The organism is Microvirga thermotolerans (assembly GCF_009363855.1).
Lineage (GTDB): Bacteria > Pseudomonadota > Alphaproteobacteria > Rhizobiales > Beijerinckiaceae > Microvirga > Microvirga thermotolerans.
Window position 1 is genome coordinate 2,304,153 of the sequence record NZ_CP045423.1, and the last position, 25,730, is coordinate 2,329,882.

Sequence of the window (25,730 nt, forward strand, 5' to 3'; positions counted from 1 at the left end):
TCCGGATCCGAAACCCCGCCTCGCGCGTCGTCATGGGCAGGGCCGAGCTTGCGCCTATGCGGAACCGGAGCCCGCGTTCTGGGGCCGGCGCTCTAGCCGAGGCCGGCCCCGCGTGCCACAAGAACCCTATGACTGCGAAGAGTTATCTCCTTGGCTAAGCGCTCCAAACCGTCTCCCGCGCCCCTCCCCTCCCGCGAGGAGGTGATCGCCTTCATCGCCAGCGCCCACGGCAAGGTCGGCAAGCGGGAGATCGCCCGCGCCTTCAACGTGCAGGGCGGCGACCGGATCTGGCTCAAGCAACTCCTGAAGGATCTGGAGATCGAAGGCGTCGTCGACCGGCGCGGCAAGACCGTCCACAAGGCGGGCCAGCTCCCCCCCGTGGTCCTCGCCGACATCAAGCGCCGGGACCGGGACGGGGAGCTGGTGGCCGAGCCGACGGAGTGGGACGAGGAGGAGCACGGCCCGGTCCCGACCATCGTCATCGTCCCGCCCCGCAAGCCGCGCCCGGGCATGCCCGTTGCCGGCGTCGGCGACCGGGCGCTCCTGCGGGTCGACCCGCTGAAGCCCGGAGACATCCACCGCTATGCGGGCCGGGTGACGAAGATCGTCGCGAAGAAGCAGGCACAGGTCCTCGGCATCTTCCGCGCGCTGCCGGAGGGCGGCGGCCGCCTCGTCCCCGTGGACAAGAAGGCCCGCGACCAGGAGCTCCCGATCCGGCCCGGCGACGAGGCCGAGGCCCTCGACGGCGATCTCGTCTCCGCCTCCATAGTGAAGCACGGCCGGTTCGGGCTGCCCCACGCGAAGGTCAGGGAGCGGCTCGGGTCCGTAAAGTCGGAGAAGGCCGTCAGCCTCATCGCGATCCATGCGCACAACATCCCGAACGAATTTTCCAAGGAGGCCCTGGCGGAGGCGGAACGGGCACAGCCCGTCGCCCTGGACGGGCGCGAGGACTGGCGCGACGTTCCCCTCGTCACCATCGACCCGCCCGATGCGAAGGACCACGACGACGCGGTCCACGCGGTCCGGGACGAGGACCCTCACAATGCGGGCGGCTTCATCGTCACCGTCGCCATCGCCGACGTGGCGGCCTATGTACGGCCCGGCTCCGCCCTCGACCGGGAAGCCTTGGAGCGGGGCAATTCGGTCTATTTCCCGGACCGGGTCGTGCCCATGCTGCCGGAGCGGATTTCCAACGACCTCTGTTCCCTGCGCCCGCACCAGCCCCGCCCTGCCCTCGCCGTCCGGATGGTGCTCGGCCCCGACGGGCGCAAGAAGAGCCACAGCTTCCACCGGGTCATGATGCGCTCCGCAGCAAAGCTGTCCTACAGCCAGGCGCAGGCGGCTATCGACGGCCGGCCCGACGAGATCACCGGCCCCATCCTCGATCCGATCCTCAGGCCCCTCTGGGCCGCCTACGAGACCGCGAAGAAGGCCCGCGACGTCCGCGAGCCGCTTTTCCTCGACCTGCCGGAGCGCAAGATCGTGCTCAAGCCCGACGGCACCGTCGACAGGGTCTTCGTGCCCGAGCGGCTGGAGGCCCATCGGCTCATCGAGGAGTTCATGATCCTGGCGAACGTCGCCGCAGCGGAGACCCTGGAGAAGGCCCAGTCGGACCTGATCTATCGCGTCCACGACGAGCCTTCCCTTGAGAAGATGCGGGCACTGAGCGAGGTTCTGGCCTCCATCGGCCTCAAGCTCCCCGCCCAGGGCGCCCTGAGGCCGGAGCTGTTCAACCGGATCCTGCGCGGCGTCGAAGGGTCCGAGCACCAGCTCTTCATCAACGAGGTGGTGCTGCGCTCCCAGTCCCAGGCGGAATACTCCGCCGAGAACTACGGCCATTTCGGCCTGAACCTGAGGCGCTACGCCCACTTCACCTCCCCGATCCGCCGCTATGCGGACCTCGTCGTGCACCGGGCGCTCATCCGCGCCCTCAGGCTGGGGAGCGACGGCCTGCCGGCGGACACGACCCGGGCGGAGCTGATCGAGATCAGCGCGCGGATTTCCGCGGCGGAGCGGCGAGCCATGGCCGCGGAGCGTGAGACAATCGACCGCCTGATCGCCCACTTCCTCGCCGACCGGATCGGCGCCACATTCGAGGGGCAGATCTCCGGCGTCACCAAGGCCGGCCTCTTCATCAAGCTCAACGAGACCGGCGCGGACGGTTTCGTCCCCGCCGGCACCATCGGCGCCGATTATTACCGCTACGACGAGAGGACCCACTCCCTCCGCGGCGAGCGGACCGGCGAGACCTATCGCCTCGGCGACCGGGTGCGCGTCAAGCTGGTGGAGGCCGCCCCCGTCGCCGGGGCCCTGCGCTTCGAGCTTTTGTCCGAGGGGCGCTACAGCCACCGTCCCGCGGGCGGCGCGAAGGCGCGCGGAGGCAAGGCCTCGAAGGCCGCCAAGAAGACGGAGAAGCCCGGGCGCCGCGCCGCGCCCAAGGTGAGGGTGAAACGGCGCGGACGCGCCTGATCCGAGGAAGCACGATGGATTCCTTCCCACAGCCTGTCCGGCCCGCGGCGGTCGGGCGCATCGAGGCCATGAAGCGCGGCTTCAGCTGCCGCTGCCCCGCCTGCGGACAGGGACGGCTCTTCCGCGGCTTCCTCAAGGTCGTGGATTCCTGCGAAGCCTGCGGCGTGGAAATGCACCATCACCGGGCCGACGACCTTCCCCCCTACGTGGTCATGTTCATCGTCGGCCACCTCGTCGGCTACGGGATCCTGATGTCGGAAACCCGCTTCGAGTGGCCCCTGTGGGTGCATCTCGCCGTATGGCCCGCCCTGACGCTCGCCCTCTGCCTTCTCCTCATGCAACCCGTCAAGGGTGCTGTCGTCGGGCTGCAATACGCGCTAGGCATGCATGGATTCGGCACGGCCCGCGCCCGCGCGGCCAGGACAGGGGAGATCGAGCGTGACGGCGATGCTGGAGCAGATGAATCGCCGCGCCTTGGAGGCGCGTGACCCGGCCTACGCGAAGGTCGTTCCCCGGGACGCGGCCACCCTCATCATCGTGGACCGCAAGGGACGCCAGCCGAAGGTGCTCATGGGGCGCCGCCATGCCTCGCACCGGTTCATGCCGGGCGTGTTCGTCTTCCCCGGCGGGCGCATCGAGGCGGGCGACCGGTCCATGTCCGTCGCAGGCACCCTTCACCCCCGGGCGGAGCAGTCCCTGATGGCGCGGGTCTCGCGCCCCTCGGCGCAGCGCTGCCGCGCACTGGCGCTCGCCGCGATCCGCGAGACCTTCGAGGAGACGGGCATCCTTCTCGGCACGAAGGAATACGGGCCGCCCGAGCGGGTCCCCGAGGGCACCTGGGCGGCCTTCCGGGATCGGGGCGTCCTCCCCGATCTCGAGGCGCTCCAGGTGGTGGCGCGGGCCATCACCCCGCCCCGGCAGGTGAGGCGCTTCGACACCCGGTTCTTCGCCGTCGACCGGACGGCCATCGCCGACGAGATCGAAGGGGTCATCGGCCCCGAATCCGAGCTCGTGGAGACGGCCTGGGTCACCCTGGAGCGGGCGAAGAGCCTCGACCTGATCCCGATCACGAAAGTGATCCTGGAGGAGCTTGAGGCCCGGATCGCGCAGGGATTCGCCCACGAACTGCCGGTTCCCTTCTACTACCAGAAGCGCGGCCGCTTCATGCGGGAGGAAATCTAGGGGAATTCCCGGCCCGACGCCGGAAACCCTTGACGGGAGAGGCGCAATCGGGCATGGAGCGGAAGGATTTTCTCGGCCGGGCTCGCCCGGCCTTTGCGTTTCGGCCAGGATTCATCCCGCCGAAGCACCGGACTTATACGAGGTTTGACCATGGCCAAAGCCGCAACCATCAAAGTGAAGCTCGTCTCCACCGCCGACACGGGCTACTTCTACGTGACGAAGAAGAACTCGCGCACGATGACCGACAAGCTCTCCATGAAGAAGTACGACCCGGTCGCGAAGAAGCACGTCGAGTTCAAGGAAGCCAAGATTAAGTAAGCTCCTCTTCGGACTTGCACGGAATGCGAAAACCGCCCCGTTTCGGGCGGTTTTTCTTTTGCCGCCGGCCAGGAACCACGCCGGGGCGGCTCAGGGCCTCCCGCGGCCGGGGAGAAGGCGGACGAGGTCGAAGGCGGTGAGGAGGCCGAGGGTGCAGGTGGCGATGCCCAGAACCTCCAGGAGGCTCGGCCATTCCCCGAGCAGCGGAATCGCCAGCAGCAGGGCGCCGGACGGGACCAGGGCCGGGAAGAGCGCCGCCTCCCCCGCCCCGAGCCGCGAAACCGCCTTGGCGATGGCCACCGTCGCCAGGCAGCCGCCGAGAACGCCCTGGAAGAACGCCTGGGCGAGCCAGGATTCCGGCGCGGCCGCGCCGCGCCCCTCCCCCAGCAGGAACAGCGGCAGGAAGAACAGCGCGGAGAGCATCGAGACCTGACCGATGCCGACCACCGGGTCGACCTTCCAGCGGCCGAGAAGGTAGGTGAAGGTCCCCCAGAGGGTGCCGGCGACCGCGAAGCAGAGATCCCCGAGCCAGACGCCGCCCGGAGCCTCCGGTCCCCGGCCCGCCTGGTCCGCGGCGATCAGCGACAATCCGGCCATCAGGACCGCCATTCCCACGAGCCGCAGGACCGGCGGTCGGCGGCCGTCGAGCTTCCAGGCGAGCGCGTTCGCGCTGACCATGGTCGCTCCGGACGTCAGGACCACCGCATGGGAGAGAGGAGCGAGCCCGAAGGCCGTGTTGATGAGGAGACCGAAAAAGGGCCCGGCCAGAACGGTAAGGGACAGGACGCGGCCCCAGCCGAGCCCATGGCCGCGCCCGCGCAGCAGCACGAGAGGTGCGAGGATCGAAGCGGCCACGCCGAAGCGAAGCATCGACATGTCCACCGGCGTGAGGCCGTCCATGCGCCCGAGGCGGGATCCCACGTTGTACCCGGTCCAGGCGAGGGCCGCGGTCAGGCCCCAGAGGATCCCGATGGCGAGCGAGGCCCAGTTCCTCGCCTGAACGCGGTTGGTCGGAGCCGGTGGCATGCGTCGAGACCTTCAGGCTGGGACTGCGTGCGGCCCCGCCGGGGACCGGACCATGAGCGGACCGGGCGGCCGGAGGCCGCCTCGGGAGACATCCGGCGCCAGGGCGTTCGGGAGCGTCCCCTCAGCCCTGCAGCGCGGCCCACATTTCGCGGTCGCGCTGGGCGGTCCAGATGACGGGATGGTCGATGCCGGAGGCCTCGTCGAAGGCACGGGACACGTTGAAGGGCAGGCAGTGCTCGTAGATGGCGAAGGCGCCGAACTTCGGGTCCATCGCCTCGCGCACCGCGGCGAAGGTCTCCTTCAGCGAGCGGCCGCGGGCGACGGACAGCTCGGCGGCGCCGTAGAGGCTCGTCACGAAGTCGCGGGTCATGGCGACGGCCTCGCGCACCGGGCGGCGGCCCTGCAGCGCGTCGCCGCGGCCCGGGGCGATCGCCTTGGGGTCGAAGCCCAGGATCGCATCGAGCGTGCGCGGCCAGGCGCGCAGATGCGCGTCGCCGCAATAGCAGGCGGAATGGTACTCCACGAGGTCGCCGGTGAACATCACCTCCGCGTCCGGCACCCAGGCGACGATGTCGCCCGCCGTGTGCCCGGCGCCGAGATGCATCAGCCTCACCTCGCGCCGGCCGAGGAACACCGACAGGCTGCGCTCGAAGGTCAGGGTCGGCCAGGTGAGGCCTTCGGGAATGCTGCTGGCGCCGCGGAAGAGGCGCGGGAAGCGGCCGATCTCCGACTCCTTGTCCTGCTGGCCCCGCTCGACGATGAGATCGTAGGTGGCCCGGGAGGCGAGGATGCCCTGCGCGTTGTAGGCGGAGGCGCCCAGCACCCGCACCGCGTGATAGTGCGAGAGCACCACGTACTTGATCGGCTTGTCGGTGACGCGGCGCACCCGCGCGATCACGTCCTCCGCCATGGCGGGGGTGGCCTGGGTGTCGATCACCATGCAGCTGTCGTCGCCGACGATCACGCCGGTGTTCGGGTCGCCCTCCGCCGTGTAGGCGTAAAGACCCGGCCCGATCTCCGTAAACGACACCCTCTTCTCCGAAAGATCTCCCGTCGACGCAAAGGCTTTGGCTGTCATCGTCATGCTTCTCCCATCTGACGGCGCACGCCCGTAAGGCTTTCGAGGGCGCCGTCCCTGTGCTTCAGTTTTTCCATGAGGGGCGCCCGCTTCGCGAGCCAGGGCCCATGCTGGACCGGCCACCCCTCGAACCCGAGGTCGTAGCCCAGCGCATGGGCCGCGTGATGCGCCCAGTAGGGATCGTAGAGCGCCTGGCGCCCGACGGCGATCAGGTCGGCCCCGCCCTCTTCCAGGATCGATTCCGCCTGCGGCCCGTCGAGGATCACGCCGACTGCCTGCGTCATCACCTCCGCCTCGCGGCGGATGCGCTCCGAGAACGGCACCTGGAAGCCGAGCCCGCGCGGGACGTTCATGTTGCGCGTCTCGTCCGACAGCCCGCCGGACGAACAGTCGATCACGTCGACGCCCACGGCCTTCAGCTCGCGGGCGAGGACGACCGAATCGTCCAGCCCCCAGCCGTCGGCCGTTCCGTCCACGGCCGAGATGCGCACGAAGAGCGGCTTGCCCTCCGGCCAGACCGCCCGCACGTCGCGCGCGATCTCGATGGCGAGGCGCATGCGGTTCTCGCGCGAGCCGCCATAGGCGTCGTCGCGAAGGTTCGCGTGGGGCGAGAGGAACGAGGCCACCAGATAGCCGTGTCCGAAATGCAGCTCCAGCACGTCGAAACCAGCCCGGTCCGCCCGCTCGGCGGCGGCGGCGAACATCCGCCGGATCTCCGCGATCCCCTCACGATCGAGGGCGTCCGGCACCGACCACTCCGGCCCGGCGGCGACGGCGCTCGGGCCGACGCGCCGCCACGGCTCGCCCGTGGCACGGAGCTGCTCCACGGTGAGCGCACGGCCGCCCTCCCACAGGGCCTGCGAGCCCGCCTTGCGCCCCGCATGGGCGAGCTGCACGCCGATGGCGGCGCCGTTCGCATGCACGAAGTCGACAATGCTCTTGAAGGGGGCAACCTGCGCGTCCGACCAGAGGCCGACGTCGCGGATGCCGATGCGCGCGCCTGGCTCGACCGCGGTGCTTTCGACGAAGATCAGCCCCGCCCCGCCCAGGGCGAACTTTCCGAGATGAACCAGATGCCAGGCACCGGCCACTCCGCCGGGCTCGGCGGAATGCTGGCACATGGGCGAGACGACGACCCGGTTCTTCAGCGTCACGTCCCGGACCGTCAGGGGCGTGAACAGGCGCGGGGGTCCATGGTCGGGACTCATCGCTCGCCTCCCGACGGGGCTTGGTCCGATGCCATCGCCGCTACGCCGCCGGACGGTCGGCGGCGGGACGGTCCTGCGTCCCGACACCGGCCAGGTGCCGGCCCGCGATGTAGCCGAAGGTCATGGCGGGCCCGAGGGTAATGCCCCCGCCGGGATAGTTGCCGCCCATGATGCTGGCCATGTCGTTGCCGACCGCATAAAGGCCGGGGATCGCCTGCCCGTTCGCATCGACCACGCGCGCATCCGCATCGGTCTTGAGGCCGGCGAAGGTGCCCAGGTCGCCGGGCACCACCTTGACCGCATAGAACGGTCCGCGCTCGATGGGACCCACGCAGGGGTTGGGCTTGTGGTCCGGATCGCCCAGATAGCGATTGTACGCGGTGCTGCCGCGCCGGAACTGCGGGTCCTCGCCCCTGCGCGCATCGCGGTTGTAGGTCTCGACCGTCTGCCCGAGCGCCGCCGGGTCGATGCCCGCCTTCGCGGCGAGTTCGCGCAGGGTCCGCCCCTTGAGGAGATACCCGTTCTGCAGGTAGGGCGCGAGCGGCACCGGGAACGGCTTCACGAAGCCGAGGCCGTAGCGCCGGATCGTCGGGTGGTCGACGATGAGCCACGCCGCCTTCTCCGGATCGTCGCCGCAGGCGCTCACCATCGCCTGGACGAAATCGTGATAGGAGTTGGACTCGTTGGTGAAGCGCTTGCCGCGCTTCGTCACCGCGATCACGCCCGGCTTGCCGCGGTCGATGAAGTGCGGGAACGGACCGTGCGTCCCGTCGCGGCGCGGCACCAGCGACACGGGAACCCAGGCGGCCGCGTTCGGCAGCCCTTCCGCGGCGCGTCCGCCGACCCGCTCGCCCAGGCGGATGCCGTCGCCGGTGTTGCCGGGAGGAGCGGGCGACCAGTGCTCGGCGCCCGTCGGAGCGTGGGGAAAGAGTTCCTTGCGGCGCAGCACGTCCTGCGGGAATCCGCCGGCCGCGAGCACGACGCCGCAGCGGGTGCGCACTTCCACAATGCCCTGCTCCGTCTCCACCAGGGCGCCCTTCACGGCGCCGTTCTCCACGATCAGGTCCTTCACCGGCGAGGAGGTCCAGATCGGGATGTTCTGGTCGATGGCCGACTTCGCGAGCCGCCCGATGAGGGCGTTGCCGTTGGTCAGGCGCATGGCCCGGCCGTGGGAGACGAGATCCCGCGCGTATTTCGCGAGCAGCACGCCCACATAGGCCGCGGACTTGACCGAGCGCGTCACGTTGAAGAAGTGGAGAAGCTCCTTGCCGGACCCGATCATCATGCCAAGGAAGGTAATCTCCCGCAGCGGCGGCCGCAGGCGCGCGATCTCCTTGCCGAGCCTGCGCCCGTCATAGGGCGTGGCGACGATGGAGCGCCCGCCCGACGTGCCGCCCGGTGCGTCCGGGTGGTAGTCGGAGAAGGCCGGGCCGAGGGTGAAATCCATCTCGGTGTTCTCCTGGAAGAACTCCACCATCTTGGGGCCGTTCTCCAGGAAGGCGTCGACCCGCGCGGCATCGAAGTGATTTCCGGCCTCGTGCTGGAGGTAGGTGCGGGCCGCCTCGCGCGAATCCTTGAAGCCCTCCTTCTGCGCCAGCGGATTGCAGGGGATCCACATCCAGCCGCCGGAGCGCGCCGTCGTTCCGCCGAAGACGGGCTCCTTCTCGGCGATGATCACGTCGAGGCCGTGAAGACGGGCCGTCAGGGCGGTCGAGAAGCCGCCGGCGCCGGACCCCACCACAAGAACATCGCACGTTACGGATTTCGTCGGCTTCATGGCGCTCCTCACCTCGCCCCCGGGCTCTTCGGCCTCGCTGGAGCGCTTTCGATTCAGCATTTGCGAATGCGTTCGTTAATTTGTTTTAGACGAACGCATTCGCTATTTCAAGATACCCGCGACATCTTCCGCGGCCCTCGGCCGCTTTCGTCAGACCACCTCGTGCACGTCCACGAGGAATGTCGTGATCTCGGAGATGAAGCTGAGCGCGTGCGTCTGCGAGACGTCGGCCGCCGGAGAGCGGAAGGCTGCCTCGATGTCGGCGACGGAGCGGAACCAGAGCTCGACGATCCCGTCGATGGGCAGGGCCTCGTAGGAGGAGGGAGCCCCGAGGCCGGCGCTGCGGTCCACCACGAGGTTCTGCGTGTAGCCCATGAGATTGGGGAACTTCTTCACCGCCTCCGCGTGGAAGCCCCACCACTCGTCCCTGAACGCCTCCGGCGTCAGGCCGGGTTTCCGGGTGAGGATAGACATGCGCTTCACGAGGGGCCCGGCAGAGGGGTCCACCGGAACCACCACGTTCGGCACCGTCGTCACCAGCCCGGTATCGCCGACGAAGGTCACGTGGTCTCGCGCGACATCCGCATAGGCCTCCGACGCGACGGCGCGGTTCATGTCCTCGACGCTGTCGAACCACAGCTGGGAGATCCCGTCGATGGACCATGTGCCGCGCGCATGGTCGATAGCGAGCTGGCGCCGGTCGGTCACATGGTTCTGAACGTAGCGCCTCAGGCCCGGCAGCCGCGCCGCCAGCGGGCCGTGCACCTTGCGCCAGTGCTCGCGAAAGGAGGCTTCGCTCGTTCCCGGCCTGCGGGTCAAAAGGCCCATCCGCACGATCATGCCCGCCTCCTCACACCGCCAGATAACCGCCGTCGACGACGAGAGTGGTGCCCGTCACGTAGCTCGACATGCTGGATGCGAGGAACACGGTGGGCCCGACGAGTTCCTCCGGCTCGCCGAAGCGGCCGAGGGGGATGCGGGAGAGGAAGCGCTTCGCCCGCTCCGGGTCGTTGCGGGTCGCCTCCGTCATCGGCGTGTTGAGCGTGCCGGGGGCGATGGCGTTCACCCGCACGCCGTCCTTGGCGAGTTCCTGCGCGAGGTTCTGGGTCAGCATGCGCACGGCCGCCTTCGAGGTCGAATAGCTGATCGAGGTCGAGGTCGACACGAAGGAGGCGATGGAGGCCATGTTGATCACCGTACCCTTCGTGGCCCTGAGGGCGGAGACGAAGGCGAGGGTGACGTTCAGCGTGCCGTCGAGATTGACCTGCATCGCGGCGTTCCAGGAACGCCGCACGTCGGGACTGTCGATGGTGTTGCGCGGGCAGATTCCCGCGTTGTTGACGAGGATCGAGACCTGTCCGATCGAGGCTTCGACCTCCCGGGCGAGCGCCTGGCAGGCCTCCGCGTCCGCAACGTCGAGCGCGTAGGACCAGGCTTCGCCGCCCTTGGCGATAATGTCCTGGGCGGTCCGCGCCGCCGCATCGCCGTTCAGATCGGTGACGATCACCCGCGCCCCTTCCGCTGCGAGGCCGCGGGCGATGGCGGCCCCGTTCCCCTGCCCCGCTCCCGTCACAAGTGCGATTCGCCCTTCCAGCAGCATCGTTCCAGCTCCCTTGTCCGATCTTGGAATGCACCCGTCCCTGGCCTCGTGCGGCGTCGCGGGCCCTTTTCGACAGATAAGCATATGACGAACACGTTCGCCAATAGCGAATGCGTTTCGTCTTCCAAATATCCGGCCGGAGTCCGCCTGAGAACGGCGAAAGCCGCGCCGGTCCTCTGCCCGGCGCGGCGGCGCGAACGGTGCGAACGAAACGTGGGCGCTCAGGCGGAGCGCCTGCGCCTTCCCGGACTTGCTGCCTGCGCAGGAGCGGCTTCGGGCTCCGCAACCGCCTCGACGGCATGCGGCGTGTAGCCGAGCTCCGCCGACAGCCTGCGGGTGAATGCCAGCAGCGTCTTCGCGTCGGCGCTGTCCGGCCCGACGTCGAGCACGCCGGTCGGCCCGATGAGGGTGATGGCGAGCTGCATCTGTCCGCTGTGATCGAAGACCGGCGCGGCGAGCGCGTTGATGCCGGTCACAGGCTTGCTTTCCGTGGGCGCGTAGCCAAGGCGCTTCGCCTTCTCGACCTCCGCCTCGAGCTCCTTGCGCGAGGTCGGCGTGCCGACGCTCTGGATGCGTGCGCCCTTGCGCAGCTCCTCGGCCAGCTGCGCCTCGACGATCTTGGACGGCATGAAGGCCGCGAAGATCTTGCCGGTGGCGGTGCCGGTGATCGAATAGACGGTTCCGGCGCGCACGTTGACGTGGACCTGGTCGTTGCCCTCCTGGACCTGGACGATGGTCGGGCCGTGCGTGCCCCACACGGCGATCGTCACCATCAGGCCCGTCTCCTCCGCAAGCTCCACGACCGCGGCGCCCGCAAGCCGCAGCGGGTCGAAGCTCCGCATCCGGGCGATCCCGAGCTGGAGGGCGAAAGGTCCGAGACGATAGCGCCCGCTCCCCGCATCCTGCTCCACGAGCTGGATCTTGCGGAAGCTCAGGAGGTAGGCGTGAGCCTGGGCGGGCGCGACCTCGGCCATGGCGGCGAGCTCCCGCAGCATCAGCGGCCTGCCCGCCCGCACGAGCGCCGAGAGGATTCTTCCGCCGACCTCGACCGATTGCACGCCGCGTCCGTCGATGCTCATGGACCGCCCCGCCTCCTTCGCCTTGCCCGTGGCGGCGGATGCCGTCCGCCCGACGGCAGGGGCCGTCTCACGCCGCGCCATGGGACACTCCGAGATAGGCGGCCCGCACCTTCGGGTCGTGAAGGAGCTGCCGCCCGGTTCCCGACAATGTAACACTGCCCGTCTCGAGCACATAGGCCCGGTCGGCGATGGCGAGCGCCATGTTCGCCATCTGCTCGACGAGCAGGATGGTGATGCCGGACCGGCGCAGGGAGGCGATGATGTCGAAGATCTCCTGGATGATCTTCGGCGCGAGGCCCAGGGACGGCTCGTCGAGGAGAAGCAGGCGGGGCTTGCTCATCAGGGCCCGCGCGATGGCGAGCATCTGCTGCTCGCCCCCCGAGAGCGTCACGGCGAGCTGGTCGCGGCGCTCCTTCAGGCGGGGAAAGAGCCTGAACTGCTCCTCGATCTCGGCCTCCAGGGCATCGTTCGGCAGGCGGCGGAAATAGGCTCCCAGGGTGAGGTTGTCGTAGACGGTCTGGTCGGGAAAGACCTGCCGTCCCTCCGGCGACAGGGCGATGCCCCGTGCGACCCGGCGATGCGGCGCAAGCCGCGACACGTCCTCGCCCTCGAACACGATGCGCCCGGCGCCCACCGGCATCAGGCCGGCGATTCCCTTGAGAAGCGTGCTCTTGCCCGCGCCGTTGCCGCCCACGATGGCGACCACCTCCCCCGCCGAGACCTCGATGGAGGCGCCGCGCACGGCCGTGATCGGGCCGTAGGCGAGATCAACGTTCTGAAGTGTCAGCATCTCGCTCCCTCCCCTCAGGCCGCCTCGACGGTCGTGCCGAGATAGGCTTCCATGACCCGCGGATCCGCCTGGACCTTGCTCGGCGCGCCCTCGGCGATCTTCTGCCCGTAATCGAGGACGATCACGTGGTCCGAGATGGACATGACCAAGTCCATGTGGTGCTCGATCAGGAGAATGGTGATGCCCTCGTCGCGAATTCGCACCAGGAGCTGGCCGAGTTCCGCCGTCTCCTGCGGGTTCAATCCGGCGGCGGGCTCGTCGAGGAGGAGGAGCAGCGGCTCCGACGCCAGGGCCCTCGCCAGCTCGACCCGGCGCTGGAGGCCGTAGGCGAGGCTGCCCGCCGGCGCGTCGGCGTATTGCGACAGGCCCGTGAAGGCGAGGATCCCGTTCACCTTCTCCAGCGCCTTCGCCTCTTCGCGCCACGCCTTCGGCAGGCCGAGCAGGGAGGAGAGGAAGCCGTTGCGCATCCGCGAATGCTGGCCGAGCAGGACGTTCTCGCGGACCGACAGATCCTTGAAGAGGCGGAGGTTCTGGAAGGTGCGGGCAACCCCGTGCCGGCAGATGTCGTGGACCGTCTGGCGCGTGATGTCGGAGCCCAGAAAGGTGACCTTGCCGCGATCCGGCTGGATGATGCCGGTGAGCATGTTGATGAAGGTGCTCTTGCCGGCGCCGTTCGGCCCGATGAGCGCATGGATGTGGCCCTCGGTCAGCAGGACCGAGACGTCCTTCGCCGGCACCACGCCGCCGAAGGCCTTGTTCAGGGCTTCGGCGCTGAGCAGCCCCGCCGAAGCCGACTTGGGAACCGCCCGCGTCGGCAGCCTCGGCGCGGCCCGGCCTGCGCCCGGCGACAGAGCGGAAGCGCCGTGCGATCCGACCCCCAGCTTCCGGAACAGGCTGCCGAACACTCCGGCCAACCCTTTCGGCATCGCATAGAGGGCGAACAGCAGGAGCGCGCCGTTGACGAAGTGCTCGATCCAGGTCCAGCGCGCCACGAGCGCGCCGATGATGACCAGCGTCACCGAACCGAGCAGCGGGCCGTAGAGGGATCCGCTGCCTCCGAAGAGGACGAGCAGGAGGATGAACACCGACAGGTGGAAGTTGATGAAGTCGGAATTGATGTACTGGTTCTGCTGGGCCACCAGGGCGCCGGCGAGGCCGCAGGTGACGGCTGCGATGACGAAGGCCAGCACCTTGTAGCGATAAACGGCGACGCCTACCGCGCCCGCGGCGATCTCGTCGGCCTGGAGGGACAGGAAGGCGCGTCCGTAGCGCCCGCGCAGGAGATTGCGCAGCAGAAGATGGGTGACGAGGCACAGCAGCAGGCCGAACCAGACCCACTGGACCATCGTGAACGGCACGCCTCCGATGTGGAGCGGCTGGATCGCGTAGATTCCCATGGCGCCGCCGAACACCTCGGAGCCCTCCGTCACCAGCTTCTCGATGACGATGCCGAAGGCGAGGGTCACCATGGCGAGGCTCGGCCCCCGCACCCGCAGGGAGGGCACGGCGATCAGGATGCCGAAGAAGGCCGAGACTGCGCAGGCCAGGACGAGGGCGATCCAGGGACCGACTTCGTAGCGGGTGGTGAGCAGCGCGACCGCATAGGCGCCCGCCGCGAAGAGGCCGGCCTGGCCGAGGGATTTCTGGCCGGCGAAGCCCAGCAGCACGTTCATGCCCGCGGCGCACAGGAAGTAGACGCAGATCATGAACAGCGTGCGCAGATAGAATTCATTCTGGATGAACGAGGCGGCCGCCGCCAGGACGGCCACGAGCGCGACGGATCCGATGATGTGGCGCATGCGAACTACACCTTGTCGACGGCGGCCTGGCCGAAGAGGCCTGCCGGGCGGAACGCCAGAACCAGAATGATCAGCCCGAAGACGACGATCTCGCGCCACTGCGCCTGCCAGAGGCCGACGGCCGATTCGAACACACCGAGGATGAAGCCGCCGTAGATGCAGCCGCGCGGGTTGTTGAGGCCGCCGATGATGGCGCCCGAGAAGGCCTTGAGCGCGAAGCCCATGCCCATGAACAGGGACGCCGAGGCGATGGGCGCGATGAGGACGCCCGCCACGCCGGCGAGCCCGCTGGACAGGGCGAAGGCGCCGACCATGACCAGGGTGACGTTGATGCCCATGAGGCTCGCGGTCTGCGGCGAATGGGCCACCGCCATCATCGCCTTGCCGATCCGCGACCGGCGCATCACCAGGTCGAGGGCGAGCATGATGAGGATGGCGCAGGCGAGCACCAGCAACTCCTGCGGCCGGACGCCCGCTCCGCCGATGCGAAGGACGTCGTCGCCGAGCGGCGACGGCACCATGACCGGCGCGGGCCCCCAGACGGCGAGGCCGAGGCTCTGGAGGATCACGCCGAAGCCGATGGTGCTCATCACCCAGTTCATGCCGCCCTTGCCCGCGAAGGGCCGGACCGCAAGCAGGAAGATGAGGATTCCCATGAAGCCGGCGACCACGCCCGCGACGATCACCGCCGCCGGATAGCGCCACCCGGCCGCAGCCTCGCCCGGCACGGCGGTCGTCGCGCTCGCGAGACCGGACAGGAGGAGGAGCACCGTCACGCCCACGAAGGCGCCGAAGGAGATGAACTCGCCCTGCGCGAAGTTGAGCGTCTTGGTGGTCGTGAAGGTGATGCTGAAACCCAGGGCGATCAGGGCGTAGACGCCCCCGACCGCGAGACCGCTCAGCAGGGTCTGGATGTAGACGTCCAGCATGGGCGCGCTCCAACGGTGGAGAATCCCGGACCCGTCGGACCGGAGACCGGCGGGTCCGTTTCGATACGAAGAGCTTATTGCGCGAAGTCGGAAGGCTTGAGCGCCTTCACCACGTCGTCGCTGTAGGAGACGAGCTTGCCGTCCTTCCAGCGCGTCCACCGGTAGTCGGCAGCGGTGAGGGCCTCATGTTCGGCCGGCGAGAAGGGCTTGTTGTAGGTCTTCATGATGCCTTCCACCGGAGCCTGGAGGTTCTCCAGCGCCTCGCGCATCTTGGCGCCGTCCGTGCTGCCCGCCTGCTTGATCGCAGCCGCGGTGATCATGAGGGCGTCGTAGCAGTGAGCCGCGAAGCTGAAGGCGCTCTTAGACGCCATTTTGGGAGCGAGGCGGTCGTAGAGCTGCTGCTGCTTCGGCGTACGGTCTTCCGTGATCGTGCGCATGAAGATCGGCTTCTCGGCGAGGGCCTTGCCCGCCGTGTCGAAGAAGCTCGCGTTGTCCGACGACCACGAGGTGAGCGTCAGGGGGAAGTAGTCGATCTTCTCCATGCTGCGGACGAGCTGGCCGATCGGCGTGCCCTGCGCCCAGACGAGAACCGTGTCTACGCCCGCCGCCTTCATCTTGTTGAGCTGCGAGGTCATGTCGGTGTCGTTCACGCCGAACTTCTCCACCGCGACCGACTTCAGCCCCTTGGCCTCCGCAAGTTCCTGGAGGTCCTTGAGGCCGCCCTGGCCGTAGCCGGTGGTCTCGACCAGGAAGCCGACCTTCTTCGTGGAGGGATTGTTCTTGGCATAGGCGATGAGGCCCGCGACCTGCGCCCGGTCCACCATCGACACGCGGAACATGTAGTTCTCGGCATTGGCGCTGCCGGGCTTGGTGATGTCGGTCGCCGAGCCGATACAGCCGATGGAGGGGTTCTTCTTCTGGTTCGGAATGTGCTTCCAGGCGAGCGCGTTGCCGGAATTGGTCGGACCAAGCACGGCGACGACCTTCTCGTTGTCGATCAGGTCGCTCATGTTCTGGATCGACTTCGGCGGCTGGGAAAGATCGTCGCGCACCACGAGCGTCAGCTTGCGGCCGAGGACGCCGCCCGCCGCGTTGATGTCGTCGATGGCGGCCTGGATGCCGAGCACGCCCGCCTGCCCGCTCTGCGCGGACGGCGACGCCGAGAGATCGCCGTTGAAGCCGATCTTGATCTCTTGCGCGTAGGCTGCCGACGAAACGGCGAGAGCGCCGCTCAGCAGGATTGCTTTCAGGGCTGCGTTCTTAGGCGTCATGTATCCATCCCTCTTCGGATTCTGTTCGGTTCCGGCTCATGGCCCGTCCGGTTGAACGGGCCCAAGGCCGCGGCGAGACCTGCGACAGGTCGTTCGCCCATCAGGCTGCGAAAGGTTGAACCGAAGGGAGGGATCGCGCGCCGGCGCATGTCGCCCATGGCGGCGGCCGAGAACCGGCCGTCCCGGATGCTAGGCGTTCCTTCCCATCAGCTTCTTGTTGTTGGCACTCCTTTGTCAGAGCTTCCCTAACTGGTAGCTCACAACGAACGCGTTTGCAATAGACAAACGCCTGGAGCCTCCGCCGATGGGGGCCGGAGTTGAGGGAAGGCAGCGCAAGCGATAATGGCGCCGCATCACGGCGGCGCCACTCGCGGAGGATCCGTCTCGGCTCCGGATCGTCTCGGGACCGGTCGTGCGACGAGGATCTCTCAGCCGGCGGGAAGGATGACGGCCCGGCATTCGCCGAAGCCGATGGAGGCATACCCGTCGCGGCGCCCGCGGGCGCGAAGGATCACTTCGTCCCCGTCCAGGAGGAAGCGGCGCTCCTCGCCCGAGGCGAGGACGACGGGGTTCTTTCCGCCCTGCGTCGTCTCCAGAATGCTGCCGCAGCTCGTCAGGTCCGGCCCCGAGATCGTCCCGGTGCCGAGCAGGTCGCCCGGCTGCAGGTTGCAGCCGTTCGAGGTGTGGTGCGCGATCATCTGCGCGACCGTCCAGTACATGTGCCGTGCGTTGGACAGGGCGAGGCGATGGGGCGGCAGCCCCTTCTCGCGCAGTCCCGGCGTGATGAGGAGAACCTCGAGTTCGAGGTCGAGCGCCCCCGCCTTCTTGTCGGCCTCGTCGATGAGATAGGGCAGCGGTTCCGGATCGCCCTCCGGCCGGCGGGGCTGGGGAATCCGGAAGGGGGCCAGCGCCTCAGGGGTGACGATCCAGGGCGAGACGGTGCTCGCGAAATTCTTGGCGAGGAAGGGGCCGAGGGGCTGGTATTCCCAGGCCTGGATGTCCCGCGCGGACCAGTCGTTCAGGAGGCAGTAGCCACCCACATGCGCAGAGGCCTCCGCCACCGGGATCGGCTCGCCGAGACCGTTGCCCGGACCGACCCAGACGCCGAGTTCGAGCTCGTAGTCGAGCCGCTGGCTCGGTCCGAAGCCAGGCGCCGCCGCATCCGGCGGCTTCGTCTGCCCGCGCGGCCTCTTCACCGGAGTCCCGGAGGGCCGGATCGAGGAGGCGCGGCCGTGGTAGCCGATGGGAATGTGCTTGTAGTTCGGCAGGAGCGGATTGTCGGGGCGGAACTGCTTGCCGACATTCGTGGCGTGGTGGATGCCGACGTAGAAGTCGGTGTAGTCGCCGATCCGCGCAGGCAGATGCAGCGTGCAGTCGGCGGCGGCGTGCAGGCACGCCTCCGCCCTGCCCCGGTCCGGGCTGTCCTTGGCGAGGACCTCGGAAAGCCTGGCCCGCAGGGCCCGACGCGGCCCCGCGCCGAGGGCGAGGAACCCGTTGAGCGCCGGGCCCGAGGCGGCCTCCGCCGCTTGTGCCGCCTCCCCCGTGAAGAGGCCGGCCGCGAGGGCGGCCGGCAGGTCGAGGATGCTGTCGCCGATGGCGACCCCGCCCCGGGGCCCGCCGTTCCGGGGACTGAACACCCCGAGCGGCAGGTTCTGGATCGGGAAGTCGGGATGGCCGTTGGCCGAGTGCACCCAGCTTTCGCGCTTCGGATCGTGGGTTTGATCGAGCTGAACCATCGACCGGCTTATCTCTTGTTCGGGTTGAAGTGCTTGTTGAGCTTGCGGCCGTAGGCTCCGTAGTCCTTCTGCAGCGACTCCGTCTGCGCCGCGAAGGCCGTCACGCGCTGCGGGAAGCGGGTCTCGAACATGAAGGCCATCGTCCCCTCCAGCTTGTGCGGCTTGAGCTCGACATTGCTCGCCTTCTCGAACGCGTCCACGTCCGGCCCGTGCGGCAGCATGGTGTTGTGCAGCGACATGCCGCCGGGCACGAAGCCGCCGCCGGTCTTGGCGTCGTACACGCCGTAGATCAGCCCCATGAACTCGCTCATGACGTTCATGTGGTACCACGGCGGACGGAAGGTGTTCTCGGCGACGAGCCAGCGGTCCGGGAAGATGACGAAGTCGACGTTCGCGGTGCCGGGCGTTTCCGAAGGCGAGGTCAGCACCGTGAAGATCGAGGGATCCGCGTGGTCGTACAGGACCGGCCCGACCGGCGAGTAGCGGCGCAGGTCGTACTTGTAGGGCGCGTAGTTGCCGTGCCACGCCACCACGTCCAGCGGCGAGTGCTCGATGTCCGCCACCCACAGGGAGCCGCCCCACTTCACGTAGAGCTTCGACGGCGCGTCCTTGTCCTCGTAGGCCGCAACGGGGGTGAGGAAGTCGCGCGGGTTGGCCAGGCAGTTGGCACCGATGGGCCCGCGCTCCGGCAGGGTGAAGGCGCCGCCGTAGTTCTCGCAGATATAGCCCCGCGCCGGCCCGTCGTGCAGCTCGACGCGGATCTTCATGCCGCGCGGGATGACGGCGATCTCGCCCGGCTCGATGTCGATGATGCCGAACTCGGTCCAGAGCCTGATGGAGCCCTGCTGGGCGACGAACAGCATCTCGCCGTCGGCATTGTAGAAATACTCGTCCACCATGGAGCGGGTGATGAGGTAGACATGGGTGCCCATGCCGGCCTGCGTGGCCGCATCGCCCGCTGTGGTGATGGTGCGGATGCCTTCGAGGAAGGACACCTGTCCCTCGGGCAGCGGAATCGGGTCCCACCGCATGGGGCCGATCGGCACCTCCACCTCCGGTGCGGGAGCGGTCCGCCAGAGGCCGATATCGGCCTTTCGGAACTCGCTCCAATGACTCACGGTCGGACGGATACGGTAGAGCCACGAGCGCTCGTTGGTGGTGCGTGGCGCCGTGAAGGGCGAGCCGGAGAGCTGCTCCGCATAAAGGCCGTAAGGGCATTTCTGCGGCGAGTTGCGGCCGACGGGCAGTGCGCCGGGCAGCGCCTCGGTCTCGAAGCCGTTGCCGAAGCCGGACATGTAGCCGGGCTGCAGGGCGGTCTCCTGCAGGACGGCGGCCTGGGTCTTGAAGGACGGATTCTGGACATTCATGGTCGTCACCTCCTAGAATTGGTCCAACTTGTAACCGTTACTTTTGTAACCAACAACGCCATGGCAACCCTTCAGCTCGAGCGGTTTCTCCCCTATCGCCTCAACCGGATCGGCGCCGCGATCTCGCAGGATTTCCGCTCGGTCTACGGCCCGCATCACGACCTCACGATTCCGGAATGGCGCGTGCTGGCGACCCTCGGGCAATCGGACGGGATCAGCGCCAAGGCCATCGGCCGCCACTCCTCCATGCACAAGACCAAGGTGAGTCGCGCCGTGCGGGCTCTGGAGGAGCGGCGCTGGCTGAAGCGGGAGGAGAGCGAGGAGGACCGGCGGGAGGAGCTTCTCACCCTCACGGCGCTCGGTCGCAGGGTGTATCAGCAGATCGTGCCGAAGGCGCTGGCCTTCGAGAAGCGGATCCTCGAGGAACTCGGAGCGGAAGCGGGTCCGTTCCTGTCCGCGCTCGACCGGATCGAGAAGATTCTCGGCGTGCCCTGAGAGGCCGAACCGGCAGGTCCGAAGGCGACGGGCGCCGCCTGAAAATGACGAGCCCGGGAGGGCAGTCCATCCGTGCCGTCTCCCGGGCTTGCCCGCTGCCGCTGCAGAAAGCAGCTGTCGACAAGAGTGCGCCCCGGTGCCCGAACGCGCAACGGTGATGACTGGGTAATCAGAACGGGCGCCCGGCCCGCGTGCCGCGCCTGCGGAGGATCCGCCCGGCGGGCGGATTCCGGTCCCGTTGAGAGGCTAGAGCATCGAGCGCAAAAGTGGGAACCGGTTTTGCGCGAAAAGATGCTCGAAATCAAAAGCCTGGCGCATCGGACGTGAGTTCGCGTTCGCGTCCGATGCTCTAAGGGGAGCGTTCCGCGCCCTACGCGACCTTCTCCATGGTCTCGGGCAGCGCAGGAGCCTGTTCGCGCCGCTCCTTGCGGGCCCGGAGCTGGGCGAGCTGCCCCTCGATCATCCGGAGCAGCGGAAGATGCTTCTCGCCATGCTCCGCGACGACGGAGGACAGGACCTCCAGGGCCTTCGTCAGGCGCTCTTCCGTGATCGTATCCTGCGTATTCCAATGGCCGCTCATGGAAAGAACCCTCCCGTCGCTGGCGGAGACAATGTGGGAGGAGCATGGCCGCGGAATAGTAAAAGTTTCGTAGAAGGTCCCCACCGTCACCCGGTTGTGTCGAGGGAATACATGCCGTCAACGGTCTATAGGCTTGTTACGGGAAGGATTTCGCAGCCATCCGACAGCCTATGACTAGACGGAGCGGCGACAATTTTCAGGAACGGTTAAGCATAACGCCATTTTCCGCACCGGCATCCTTCAGAAGAGGCGCCAAGCCGATCGCACCGCGGATCGGCTTGGCACAGGATCCGGCTCTCGGCCATGGGCGGATCCGGCGCGTGGCACCCGGACCGCACCTGCAAGCCACGCGTGAGTCCGTGGGGGCCGGAAGGGCGCCCCTACCGATGGCTGGAGAGATTCGCAAGAAGGAGAGAGGTGGCCAGCTGGCGACGGTGTTGAGGAGGCAACGTCCCGCCTCCAGCTGGCCGAGCCTACGAAGTCCCAGGAGATGCGGCGGACCTGAGCATCCGTAGGGCATGCCTGCTCCGCTCTAGCGGAGGATCTGGCATGAACATATAGGAAACATTCGGGAGCGCAAGCGCGCAAAGGGGCCCAAATGCGGGAATTTGGCGGAGGCTAGCACGAGAATTGTGGAAAACAAGAATCGTTTTGCGGAAAAAATCGAACCAAAGCCGCACGCCCGACCGATCAGGACCGGGGCGCATCGGCGTCGAGATAGGTCTTCACGGTGGCCAGGAACTTGGCCACGGAGATGGGCTTGGAGAGATAGGCCTCGCAACCTCCCTCGCGGATCCGTTCCTCGTCCCCCTTCATGGCGAAGGCGGTGATCGCGATGACGGGGATCGACTTCAGCTCCTCGTCCGCCTTGAGCCAGCGGGTGACCTCCAGGCCCGAGACCTCCGGCAGCTGGATGTCCATGAGGATCAGGTCCGGCTTGTGGGCCCTTGCCAGCTCCATGGCCTCGATGCCATGCCCGGTCTTGAGGGTGGCATAGCCGTGCGCCTCGAGGAGATCGTTGAAAAGCTTCATGTTGAGTTCGTTGTCCTCAACGATGAGCACGGTCTTCTTCATTGCCGCTGTCCCAGGGCTCCCAACCGGCTTCCCCGGCCTGCCACTTCATCCGATGATGACCGTAGATTGAAACCTATTGATGAAATGCAAATCCTGCCCATGAAACCAGTCGCGACGAAACCTTTCGCCATGAAACCAGCCGCCAAGAAAATTTCCGCAGAGGAAGCCGAACGCGTAGCGCTCGAAGCCTTCTCCCGGATCGCCGCCGACGAGGAGCGCCTGGGCCGGTTCATGGCCGTGTCCGGGCTGCAGGCGCAGACGATCCGGGCGGCGGCGGCATTGCCCGGCTTCCTCGCCGGGATCCTGGACTACGTCGCCGCCGACGAGCCGCTGCTGATCGCCCTCGCGCAGGAGATGGAGACCGTCCCCGAGCGGATCATGGAGGCGCGGCGGACCCTGTCGCCCTCGGAGTTCGAATAGGCGCCACCGTGAGCGGACCCCTCTGCCGCGATTGCCTGACCCTGAGCGCCCCGGCCGCAGAGCGCTGCGGCGCCTGCGGGTCCCCTCGCCTGCTCCGCCATCCGGAGCGGGACGCGCTGGCGATCGCGCACGTGGACTGCGACGCGTTCTTCGCCGCCGTGGAAAAGCGGGACGACCCGAGCCTCGCCGACAGGCCGGTGATCGTCGGCGGCGGCAAGCGCGGGGTCGTCTCCACCGCCTGCTACGTGGCCCGCACCTACGGCGTGCGCTCGGCCATGCCCATGTTCAAGGCCCTGCAGGCCTGCCCCCATGCGGTGGTGATCAAGCCGAACATCGAGAAGTACCGCATCGCCGGGCGCGCCGTGCGGGAGATGATGCTCGAGCTGACCCCGCTGGTGGAGCCGGTCTCCATCGACGAGGCCTTCCTAGACCTGTCCGGCACCGAACGCCTGCATCACGGCAGCCCCGCCCTCACCCTCGCGAAATTCGCCCTGCGCGTCGAGGAGGAACTCGGGATCACCGTCTCCGTGGGCCTGTCCTACAACAAATTCCTTGCGAAGATCGCCTCGGACCTCGAGAAGCCCCGCGGCTTCTCCATCATCGGCCGGAACGAGGCTGCGGATTTCCTCGCGGGCAAGCCGGTCTCGATCATTCCCGGCATCGGCGCCTCGGCGCAGAGCCGGCTGGCGAAGGCGGGCGTCGCCACCATCGGCCAGTTGCGGGATGTCCCGCCCAAGGTGCTGTTCGAGGCCCTCGGCCGCGATGCCCAGCGCCTGTCGCGGCTCGCCAGGGGCGAGGACGAACGGCCGGTGAAGACCGAGCGGGAGACCAAGAGCGTCTCGGCGGAAATCACTTTCGAGCGGGACCTGCGCTCCTTCGACGACCTGGAGCCGGTCCTGTGGCGGCTGTCGGAGAAGGTGTCGCGGCGCCTGAAGGCCGCCGGCCTTGCGGGACGCAGCGTCACCCTGAAGCTCAAGGACAGGGATTTCCGGCTCCTCACCCGCACCCGCTCGGGACTGCCCGCAACCCAGCTCGCGCAGCGCCTGTTCGAGAACGGCCGGCAGATGCTGAAGGCCGCCTGCGACGGCACCGCCTATCGCCTCATCGGCATCGGGGCCGCCGACCTCTGCGATGCGGCGGAGGCGGACAGGGGCGACCTCGCCGACCAGAGCGTGGTCCGGCAGGCCCACATGGAATCGGCCATCGACCGGATCCGCGAGAAGTTCGGCGCCGACGCCCTGCAGAAGGGCATCGTCCTCCGCAACAGCCCGCCCAAGCCTCAGCGCTGACAGGCGCTCTGCTTCTGGGCGGCCTGGATCTGGAGGCTCTGGAGTTCGCCCTTCAGGGTGAAATCGCCATAGTCGAGCCGGAGCGCCCGGCTGATGCCGTTCTCGTAGAGCTCGAACGAGACCTTGTAGGCCGGCGTCCGGTCGCCGGAGCCCTCCGTGAAATAGCTCACCGTCACGGGCCAGCGCGGCACCCCTTCGAGCGCGGGCTGGCGGACCGCCCCCTCCAGGTTCGCCGCCCCGCCGTCGATCCGGCGCCCGATCACCGCCAGGGTGTCGTAGACCTTCCTGCCGTCGTCGGAGCCGTCGTAGACCTTGACGGTGAGGGTGGTCTCGCCGTTGCGGGCCGCCTCGATCAGGCGCTTGAGGTGCTCCGTCGGGAAGATCGCCCTCCCGCCGGCCGAGAAGTTCGCGCGCTTGGGCTGCTTGAGCGTCACGTCGAGGGAGCCGTCCGGCTTCAGCCGCGCATCGCCGTCGACCCCGTCTCCGTTCCGCCCGCCGACCGTGGAAACCGTCTTGAACCGCATGGACTGGCCGTCGCCGGTCTCGAAGGTGGCGGTCTGGGTGTCGAGGGTGCGCGTTCCCGTCTCGCTGCTGTCGAGCACGGTCACCTGGCGGTACTTCAGGGTATATCCCTCGCAGGCGTCGCCCGCGAAATCCATGGCGATCCGGCCCCGCGCCCCATCCAGGCCGCGGGCGCCCTCGGACCGCACCAGGGAGAGGTCGTAGACCGCCCGGTGGGCGACCAGCGCGACCGGGGGCTTGCCCGCCTCCGCCAGGGCCGGGAACGGCAGCAGGGCGAGAGCGAGGCTCGACGCCGTCAACAGGGAGCGCATGGGTCCTCCTGGCTTTCTGGCCTTCTCGCCTCAAAGATAGAAGGCTCCTGCGGACACGGCAATGTTCAAGCTTGCGTCCGTCTGACTCATCCGCCACAACTCGGCCGGACCATCGCACTCCGAGGCTTACATGAGCGCAGTCGAAAAGAAACTCGAAGGCATGGGCATCGCCCTGCCGACTCCGGCCGCCCCGGTGGCCAACTACGTGCCGTTCGTCCGCACGGGCAACCTCGTCGTCATCTCCGGCCAGCTCTGCCTGGGCCTCGATGGCAAGCTCGCCGACGCACACAAGGGCAAGCTCGGGGCCGAGGTCTCTCCGGAGGTCGGCAAGGAGGCCGCCCGCCTCTGCGCCATCAACCTGCTCGCCCAGCTGAAGGCGGCCGTCGGCGATCTCGACCGGGTGGTGCGCTGCGTGCGCCTCGGCGGGTTCATCAATGCGGTGCCCACCTTCGCCGGCCTCGCCCCGGTGATGAACGGCGCCTCCGACCTGATGGTCGAGGCCCTGGGCGACAAGGGCCGCCATGCCCGCTCCACGGTCGGCGTCGCGGAACTGCCCCTCGATGCCTGCGTCGAGGTCGAAGGAATGTTCGAGGTTCAATGAGCACGCCCTCCTGGCTCGTCGCGAAGCCCATCGCCCATCGCGGCCTCCATGACAAAGCAAACGGCGTGATCGAGAACACCCTGGCGGCTGCGGAAGCCGCCATCGCCCGCGGCTTCCCCATCGAGCTCGACGTTCAGCTGACCGCCGACGAGGAAGCCATCGTGTTCCACGATTTCGAGCTCGACCGCCTGACCGGCCGGACGGGCCTCGTCGCGGAGCGCAGGCTCTCCGAACTCGTCGACCTCGGCATCGCCGGCGCCAAGGGCGGGGACAAGATCCCCTCCCTCAAGGACTACCTGGCCAGGATAGCAGGACGCACGCCGCTCGTGATCGAGGTGAAGAGCCGGTTCAATGGCGACATGCGCCTGGCGAAGCGCGTCGTCGAGATCCTGAGCGACTATTCCGGTCCCTTCGTGGTGAAGTCCTTCGACCCGGACATCGTGGCCTATCTCCGCCGGCATGCGCCCGGCATCACGCGCGGCTTCATCGGCGAACTGGAATATGCCTCGAAATCCGACAGCTTCCTCTCGCCGGAGCAGAAGCACCGGTTCGCGAACCTGCTGCATTTCGAGGAGACGCAGCCGCACTTCCTGTCCTGGCGCGTGAAGGACCTGCCCTGCGCCTCGACCTATTTGAGCCGGCTCCTGGGCCACCTGCCCGTCATGACCTGGACCGTGCGCAACCCGGAAGACCGGGCACGGGCCGAGAAGCACGCGGACCAGATGGTGTTCGAGGGCTTCCTTCCCTGAGACGGCGCGCCCGATTGCAACGGCCCCGCCGTCTCCCTAGCTTAGGGGAGCACCGGCGGG

The 25,730-nt window shown here is 68.1% G+C and carries 25 protein-coding genes; 9 read left to right on the forward strand and 16 right to left on the reverse strand.

Going from position 1 to position 25,730, the window contains the following annotated elements; translation table 11 throughout:
* The first annotated feature begins 150 nt into the window (after nt 1-150).
* From rnr to rpmG, 4 genes are all read left to right on the forward strand, one after another.
* Nucleotides 151-2,469, forward strand: a complete 2,319-nt coding sequence (gene rnr, locus GDR74_RS10690; RefSeq protein ID WP_152586302.1) for a ribonuclease R — start codon at nt 151-153, stop codon at nt 2,467-2,469.
* Between the two features lie 14 nt (nt 2,470-2,483).
* Nucleotides 2,484-2,957 carry a DUF983 domain-containing protein gene (locus GDR74_RS10695; RefSeq protein WP_152586303.1) on the forward strand — a complete coding sequence of 158 codons (474 nt, stop codon included), beginning with the start codon at nt 2,484-2,486 and terminating at the stop codon, nt 2,955-2,957.
* Complete coding sequence (locus tag GDR74_RS10700) at nt 2,929-3,651, forward strand: NUDIX hydrolase (protein WP_425486957.1); 723 nt, start codon at nt 2,929-2,931, stop codon at nt 3,649-3,651. Before GDR74_RS10695 ends, GDR74_RS10700 begins: the two co-directional genes overlap by 29 nt.
* 150 nt (nt 3,652-3,801) lie before the next feature.
* On the forward strand, nt 3,802-3,969 hold the full coding sequence (gene rpmG / locus GDR74_RS10705; protein ID WP_152586304.1) for a 50S ribosomal protein L33: 168 nt from the start codon (nt 3,802-3,804) through the stop codon (nt 3,967-3,969).
* A 90-nt stretch (nt 3,970-4,059) separates the two neighbouring features.
* Here rpmG and GDR74_RS10710 read toward each other — a convergent pair whose 3' ends face one another.
* The 13 genes from GDR74_RS10710 to hmgA all read right to left on the reverse strand — a co-directional run bounded on the left by GDR74_RS10710 (nt 4,060) and on the right by hmgA (nt 19,629).
* Nucleotides 4,060-4,995: a DMT family transporter gene (locus GDR74_RS10710; RefSeq protein WP_152586305.1), complete on the reverse strand. Its 936-nt coding sequence runs from the start codon at nt 4,993-4,995 to the stop codon at nt 4,060-4,062.
* Nucleotides 4,996-5,116: 121 nt separating this feature from the next.
* Nucleotides 5,117-6,073: an MBL fold metallo-hydrolase gene (locus tag GDR74_RS10715; RefSeq protein WP_152586306.1), complete on the reverse strand. Its 957-nt coding sequence runs from the start codon at nt 6,071-6,073 to the stop codon at nt 5,117-5,119.
* A gap of 2 nt (nt 6,074-6,075) precedes the next feature.
* On the reverse strand, nt 6,076-7,281 hold the full coding sequence (locus GDR74_RS10720) for an NADH:flavin oxidoreductase/NADH oxidase (protein WP_152586307.1): 1,206 nt from the start codon (nt 7,279-7,281) through the stop codon (nt 6,076-6,078).
* 40 nt (nt 7,282-7,321) lie between these two features.
* Nucleotides 7,322-9,058, reverse strand: coding sequence for an FAD-dependent oxidoreductase (locus GDR74_RS10725; protein ID WP_152586308.1), 1,737 nt, complete (start codon nt 9,056-9,058; stop codon nt 7,322-7,324).
* A gap of 150 nt (nt 9,059-9,208) precedes the next feature.
* Nucleotides 9,209-9,898 carry an EthD domain-containing protein gene (locus tag GDR74_RS10730; protein ID WP_152586309.1) on the reverse strand — a complete coding sequence of 230 codons (690 nt, stop codon included), beginning with the start codon at nt 9,896-9,898 and terminating at the stop codon, nt 9,209-9,211.
* A 10-nt stretch (nt 9,899-9,908) separates the two neighbouring features.
* Nucleotides 9,909-10,658, reverse strand: a complete 750-nt coding sequence (locus GDR74_RS10735; protein ID WP_152586310.1) for an SDR family NAD(P)-dependent oxidoreductase — start codon at nt 10,656-10,658, stop codon at nt 9,909-9,911.
* Nucleotides 10,659-10,879: 221 nt separating this feature from the next.
* A complete protein-coding gene (locus GDR74_RS10740; RefSeq protein ID WP_246179364.1) occupies nt 10,880-11,818 on the reverse strand; it encodes an IclR family transcriptional regulator in 939 nt (312 codons plus the stop codon).
* Nucleotides 11,805-12,527 (reverse strand): ABC transporter ATP-binding protein, encoded by a 723-nt coding sequence (locus tag GDR74_RS10745; RefSeq protein ID WP_152586311.1) that lies wholly within the window; start codon nt 12,525-12,527, stop codon nt 11,805-11,807. Before GDR74_RS10745 ends, GDR74_RS10740 begins: the two co-directional genes overlap by 14 nt.
* 14 nt (nt 12,528-12,541) lie before the next feature.
* Complete coding sequence (locus GDR74_RS10750; RefSeq protein WP_152586312.1) at nt 12,542-14,326, reverse strand: branched-chain amino acid ABC transporter ATP-binding protein/permease; 1,785 nt, start codon at nt 14,324-14,326, stop codon at nt 12,542-12,544.
* A 5-nt stretch (nt 14,327-14,331) separates the two neighbouring features.
* Nucleotides 14,332-15,255 carry a branched-chain amino acid ABC transporter permease gene (locus GDR74_RS10755; protein ID WP_152586313.1) on the reverse strand — a complete coding sequence of 308 codons (924 nt, stop codon included), beginning with the start codon at nt 15,253-15,255 and terminating at the stop codon, nt 14,332-14,334.
* 74 nt (nt 15,256-15,329) lie between these two features.
* The gene (locus GDR74_RS10760) at nt 15,330-16,526 is read right to left on the reverse strand and encodes an ABC transporter substrate-binding protein (RefSeq protein ID WP_152586314.1); all 1,197 of its coding nucleotides are present in this window, start codon (nt 16,524-16,526) and stop codon (nt 15,330-15,332) included.
* 428 nt (nt 16,527-16,954) lie between these two features.
* Nucleotides 16,955-18,262 carry a fumarylacetoacetase gene (gene fahA / locus GDR74_RS10765; protein WP_152586315.1) on the reverse strand — a complete coding sequence of 436 codons (1,308 nt, stop codon included), beginning with the start codon at nt 18,260-18,262 and terminating at the stop codon, nt 16,955-16,957.
* Nucleotides 18,263-18,270: 8 nt separating this feature from the next.
* Nucleotides 18,271-19,629, reverse strand: coding sequence for a homogentisate 1,2-dioxygenase (gene hmgA / locus GDR74_RS10770; RefSeq protein WP_246179366.1), 1,359 nt, complete (start codon nt 19,627-19,629; stop codon nt 18,271-18,273).
* 60 nt (nt 19,630-19,689) lie between these two features.
* Here hmgA and GDR74_RS10775 point away from each other — a divergent pair, with 60 nt between their 5' ends.
* Entirely contained in the window at nt 19,690-20,124 is a 435-nt protein-coding gene (locus GDR74_RS10775) for a MarR family winged helix-turn-helix transcriptional regulator (protein ID WP_152586316.1), read from the forward strand.
* 370 nt (nt 20,125-20,494) lie between these two features.
* On the opposite strand, the gene GDR74_RS10780 is transcribed toward GDR74_RS10775, so the two are convergent.
* Both GDR74_RS10780 and GDR74_RS10785 read right to left on the reverse strand, forming a co-directional pair.
* Entirely contained in the window at nt 20,495-20,704 is a 210-nt protein-coding gene (locus GDR74_RS10780; protein WP_152586317.1) for a hypothetical protein, read from the reverse strand.
* A gap of 690 nt (nt 20,705-21,394) precedes the next feature.
* Nucleotides 21,395-21,778: a response regulator gene (locus GDR74_RS10785; RefSeq protein ID WP_152586318.1), complete on the reverse strand. Its 384-nt coding sequence runs from the start codon at nt 21,776-21,778 to the stop codon at nt 21,395-21,397.
* Between the two features lie 129 nt (nt 21,779-21,907).
* Between GDR74_RS10785 and GDR74_RS10790 the strand changes: the two genes are divergently transcribed.
* Nucleotides 21,908-22,198 carry a DUF3572 domain-containing protein gene (locus GDR74_RS10790; protein WP_152586319.1) on the forward strand — a complete coding sequence of 97 codons (291 nt, stop codon included), beginning with the start codon at nt 21,908-21,910 and terminating at the stop codon, nt 22,196-22,198.
* An 8-nt stretch (nt 22,199-22,206) separates the two neighbouring features.
* The gene (locus GDR74_RS10795) at nt 22,207-23,487 is read left to right on the forward strand and encodes a DNA polymerase IV (RefSeq protein ID WP_152586320.1); all 1,281 of its coding nucleotides are present in this window, start codon (nt 22,207-22,209) and stop codon (nt 23,485-23,487) included.
* Here the strand turns inward: GDR74_RS10795 and GDR74_RS10800 are convergent.
* Nucleotides 23,478-24,320, reverse strand: a complete 843-nt coding sequence (locus tag GDR74_RS10800; RefSeq protein WP_152586321.1) for a cell envelope integrity EipB family protein — start codon at nt 24,318-24,320, stop codon at nt 23,478-23,480. The two genes, GDR74_RS10795 and GDR74_RS10800, sit on opposite strands and share 10 nt — an antisense overlap.
* Nucleotides 24,321-24,450: 130 nt before the next feature.
* On the opposite strand from GDR74_RS10800, the gene GDR74_RS10805 reads away from it, so the two are divergent.
* Nucleotides 24,451-24,921: a RidA family protein gene (locus GDR74_RS10805; RefSeq protein WP_152586322.1), complete on the forward strand. Its 471-nt coding sequence runs from the start codon at nt 24,451-24,453 to the stop codon at nt 24,919-24,921.
* Nucleotides 24,918-25,670: a glycerophosphodiester phosphodiesterase family protein gene (locus GDR74_RS10810; RefSeq protein ID WP_152586323.1), complete on the forward strand. Its 753-nt coding sequence runs from the start codon at nt 24,918-24,920 to the stop codon at nt 25,668-25,670. Before GDR74_RS10805 ends, GDR74_RS10810 begins: the two co-directional genes overlap by 4 nt.
* Nucleotides 25,671-25,730 lie beyond the last annotated feature (60 nt).

Bases quoted from the DNA above. Each gene is read 5' to 3' on its own strand.
- GDR74_RS10695 (WP_152586303.1), top strand. From the start codon at position 2,484: ATGGATTCCTTCCCACAGCCTGTCCGGCCCGCGGCGGTCGGGCGCATC.
- GDR74_RS10700 (WP_425486957.1), top strand. From the start codon at position 2,929: ATGAATCGCCGCGCCTTGGAGGCGCGTGACCCGGCCTACGCGAAGGTC.
- rpmG (WP_152586304.1), top strand. From the start codon at position 3,802: ATGGCCAAAGCCGCAACCATCAAAGTGAAGCTCGTCTCCACCGCCGAC.
- GDR74_RS10710 (WP_152586305.1), bottom strand. From the start codon at position 4,995: ATGCCACCGGCTCCGACCAACCGCGTTCAGGCGAGGAACTGGGCCTCG.
- GDR74_RS10715 (WP_152586306.1), bottom strand. From the start codon at position 6,073: ATGACAGCCAAAGCCTTTGCGTCGACGGGAGATCTTTCGGAGAAGAGG.
- GDR74_RS10720 (WP_152586307.1), bottom strand. From the start codon at position 7,281: ATGAGTCCCGACCATGGACCCCCGCGCCTGTTCACGCCCCTGACGGTC.
- GDR74_RS10725 (WP_152586308.1), bottom strand. From the start codon at position 9,058: ATGAAGCCGACGAAATCCGTAACGTGCGATGTTCTTGTGGTGGGGTCC.
- GDR74_RS10730 (WP_152586309.1), bottom strand. From the start codon at position 9,898: ATGATCGTGCGGATGGGCCTTTTGACCCGCAGGCCGGGAACGAGCGAA.
- GDR74_RS10735 (WP_152586310.1), bottom strand. From the start codon at position 10,658: ATGCTGCTGGAAGGGCGAATCGCACTTGTGACGGGAGCGGGGCAGGGG.
- GDR74_RS10740 (WP_246179364.1), bottom strand. From the start codon at position 11,818: ATGGCGCGGCGTGAGACGGCCCCTGCCGTCGGGCGGACGGCATCCGCC.
- GDR74_RS10745 (WP_152586311.1), bottom strand. From the start codon at position 12,527: ATGCTGACACTTCAGAACGTTGATCTCGCCTACGGCCCGATCACGGCC.
- GDR74_RS10750 (WP_152586312.1), bottom strand. From the start codon at position 14,326: ATGCGCCACATCATCGGATCCGTCGCGCTCGTGGCCGTCCTGGCGGCG.
- GDR74_RS10755 (WP_152586313.1), bottom strand. From the start codon at position 15,255: ATGCTGGACGTCTACATCCAGACCCTGCTGAGCGGTCTCGCGGTCGGG.
- GDR74_RS10760 (WP_152586314.1), bottom strand. From the start codon at position 16,526: ATGACGCCTAAGAACGCAGCCCTGAAAGCAATCCTGCTGAGCGGCGCT.
- fahA (WP_152586315.1), bottom strand. From the start codon at position 18,262: ATGGTTCAGCTCGATCAAACCCACGATCCGAAGCGCGAAAGCTGGGTG.
- hmgA (WP_246179366.1), bottom strand. From the start codon at position 19,629: ATGAATGTCCAGAATCCGTCCTTCAAGACCCAGGCCGCCGTCCTGCAG.
- GDR74_RS10775 (WP_152586316.1), top strand. From the start codon at position 19,690: ATGGCAACCCTTCAGCTCGAGCGGTTTCTCCCCTATCGCCTCAACCGG.
- GDR74_RS10780 (WP_152586317.1), bottom strand. From the start codon at position 20,704: ATGAGCGGCCATTGGAATACGCAGGATACGATCACGGAAGAGCGCCTG.
- GDR74_RS10785 (WP_152586318.1), bottom strand. From the start codon at position 21,778: ATGAAGAAGACCGTGCTCATCGTTGAGGACAACGAACTCAACATGAAG.
- GDR74_RS10790 (WP_152586319.1), top strand. From the start codon at position 21,908: ATGAAACCAGCCGCCAAGAAAATTTCCGCAGAGGAAGCCGAACGCGTA.
- GDR74_RS10800 (WP_152586321.1), bottom strand. From the start codon at position 24,320: ATGCGCTCCCTGTTGACGGCGTCGAGCCTCGCTCTCGCCCTGCTGCCG.
- GDR74_RS10805 (WP_152586322.1), top strand. From the start codon at position 24,451: ATGAGCGCAGTCGAAAAGAAACTCGAAGGCATGGGCATCGCCCTGCCG.
- GDR74_RS10810 (WP_152586323.1), top strand. From the start codon at position 24,918: ATGAGCACGCCCTCCTGGCTCGTCGCGAAGCCCATCGCCCATCGCGGC.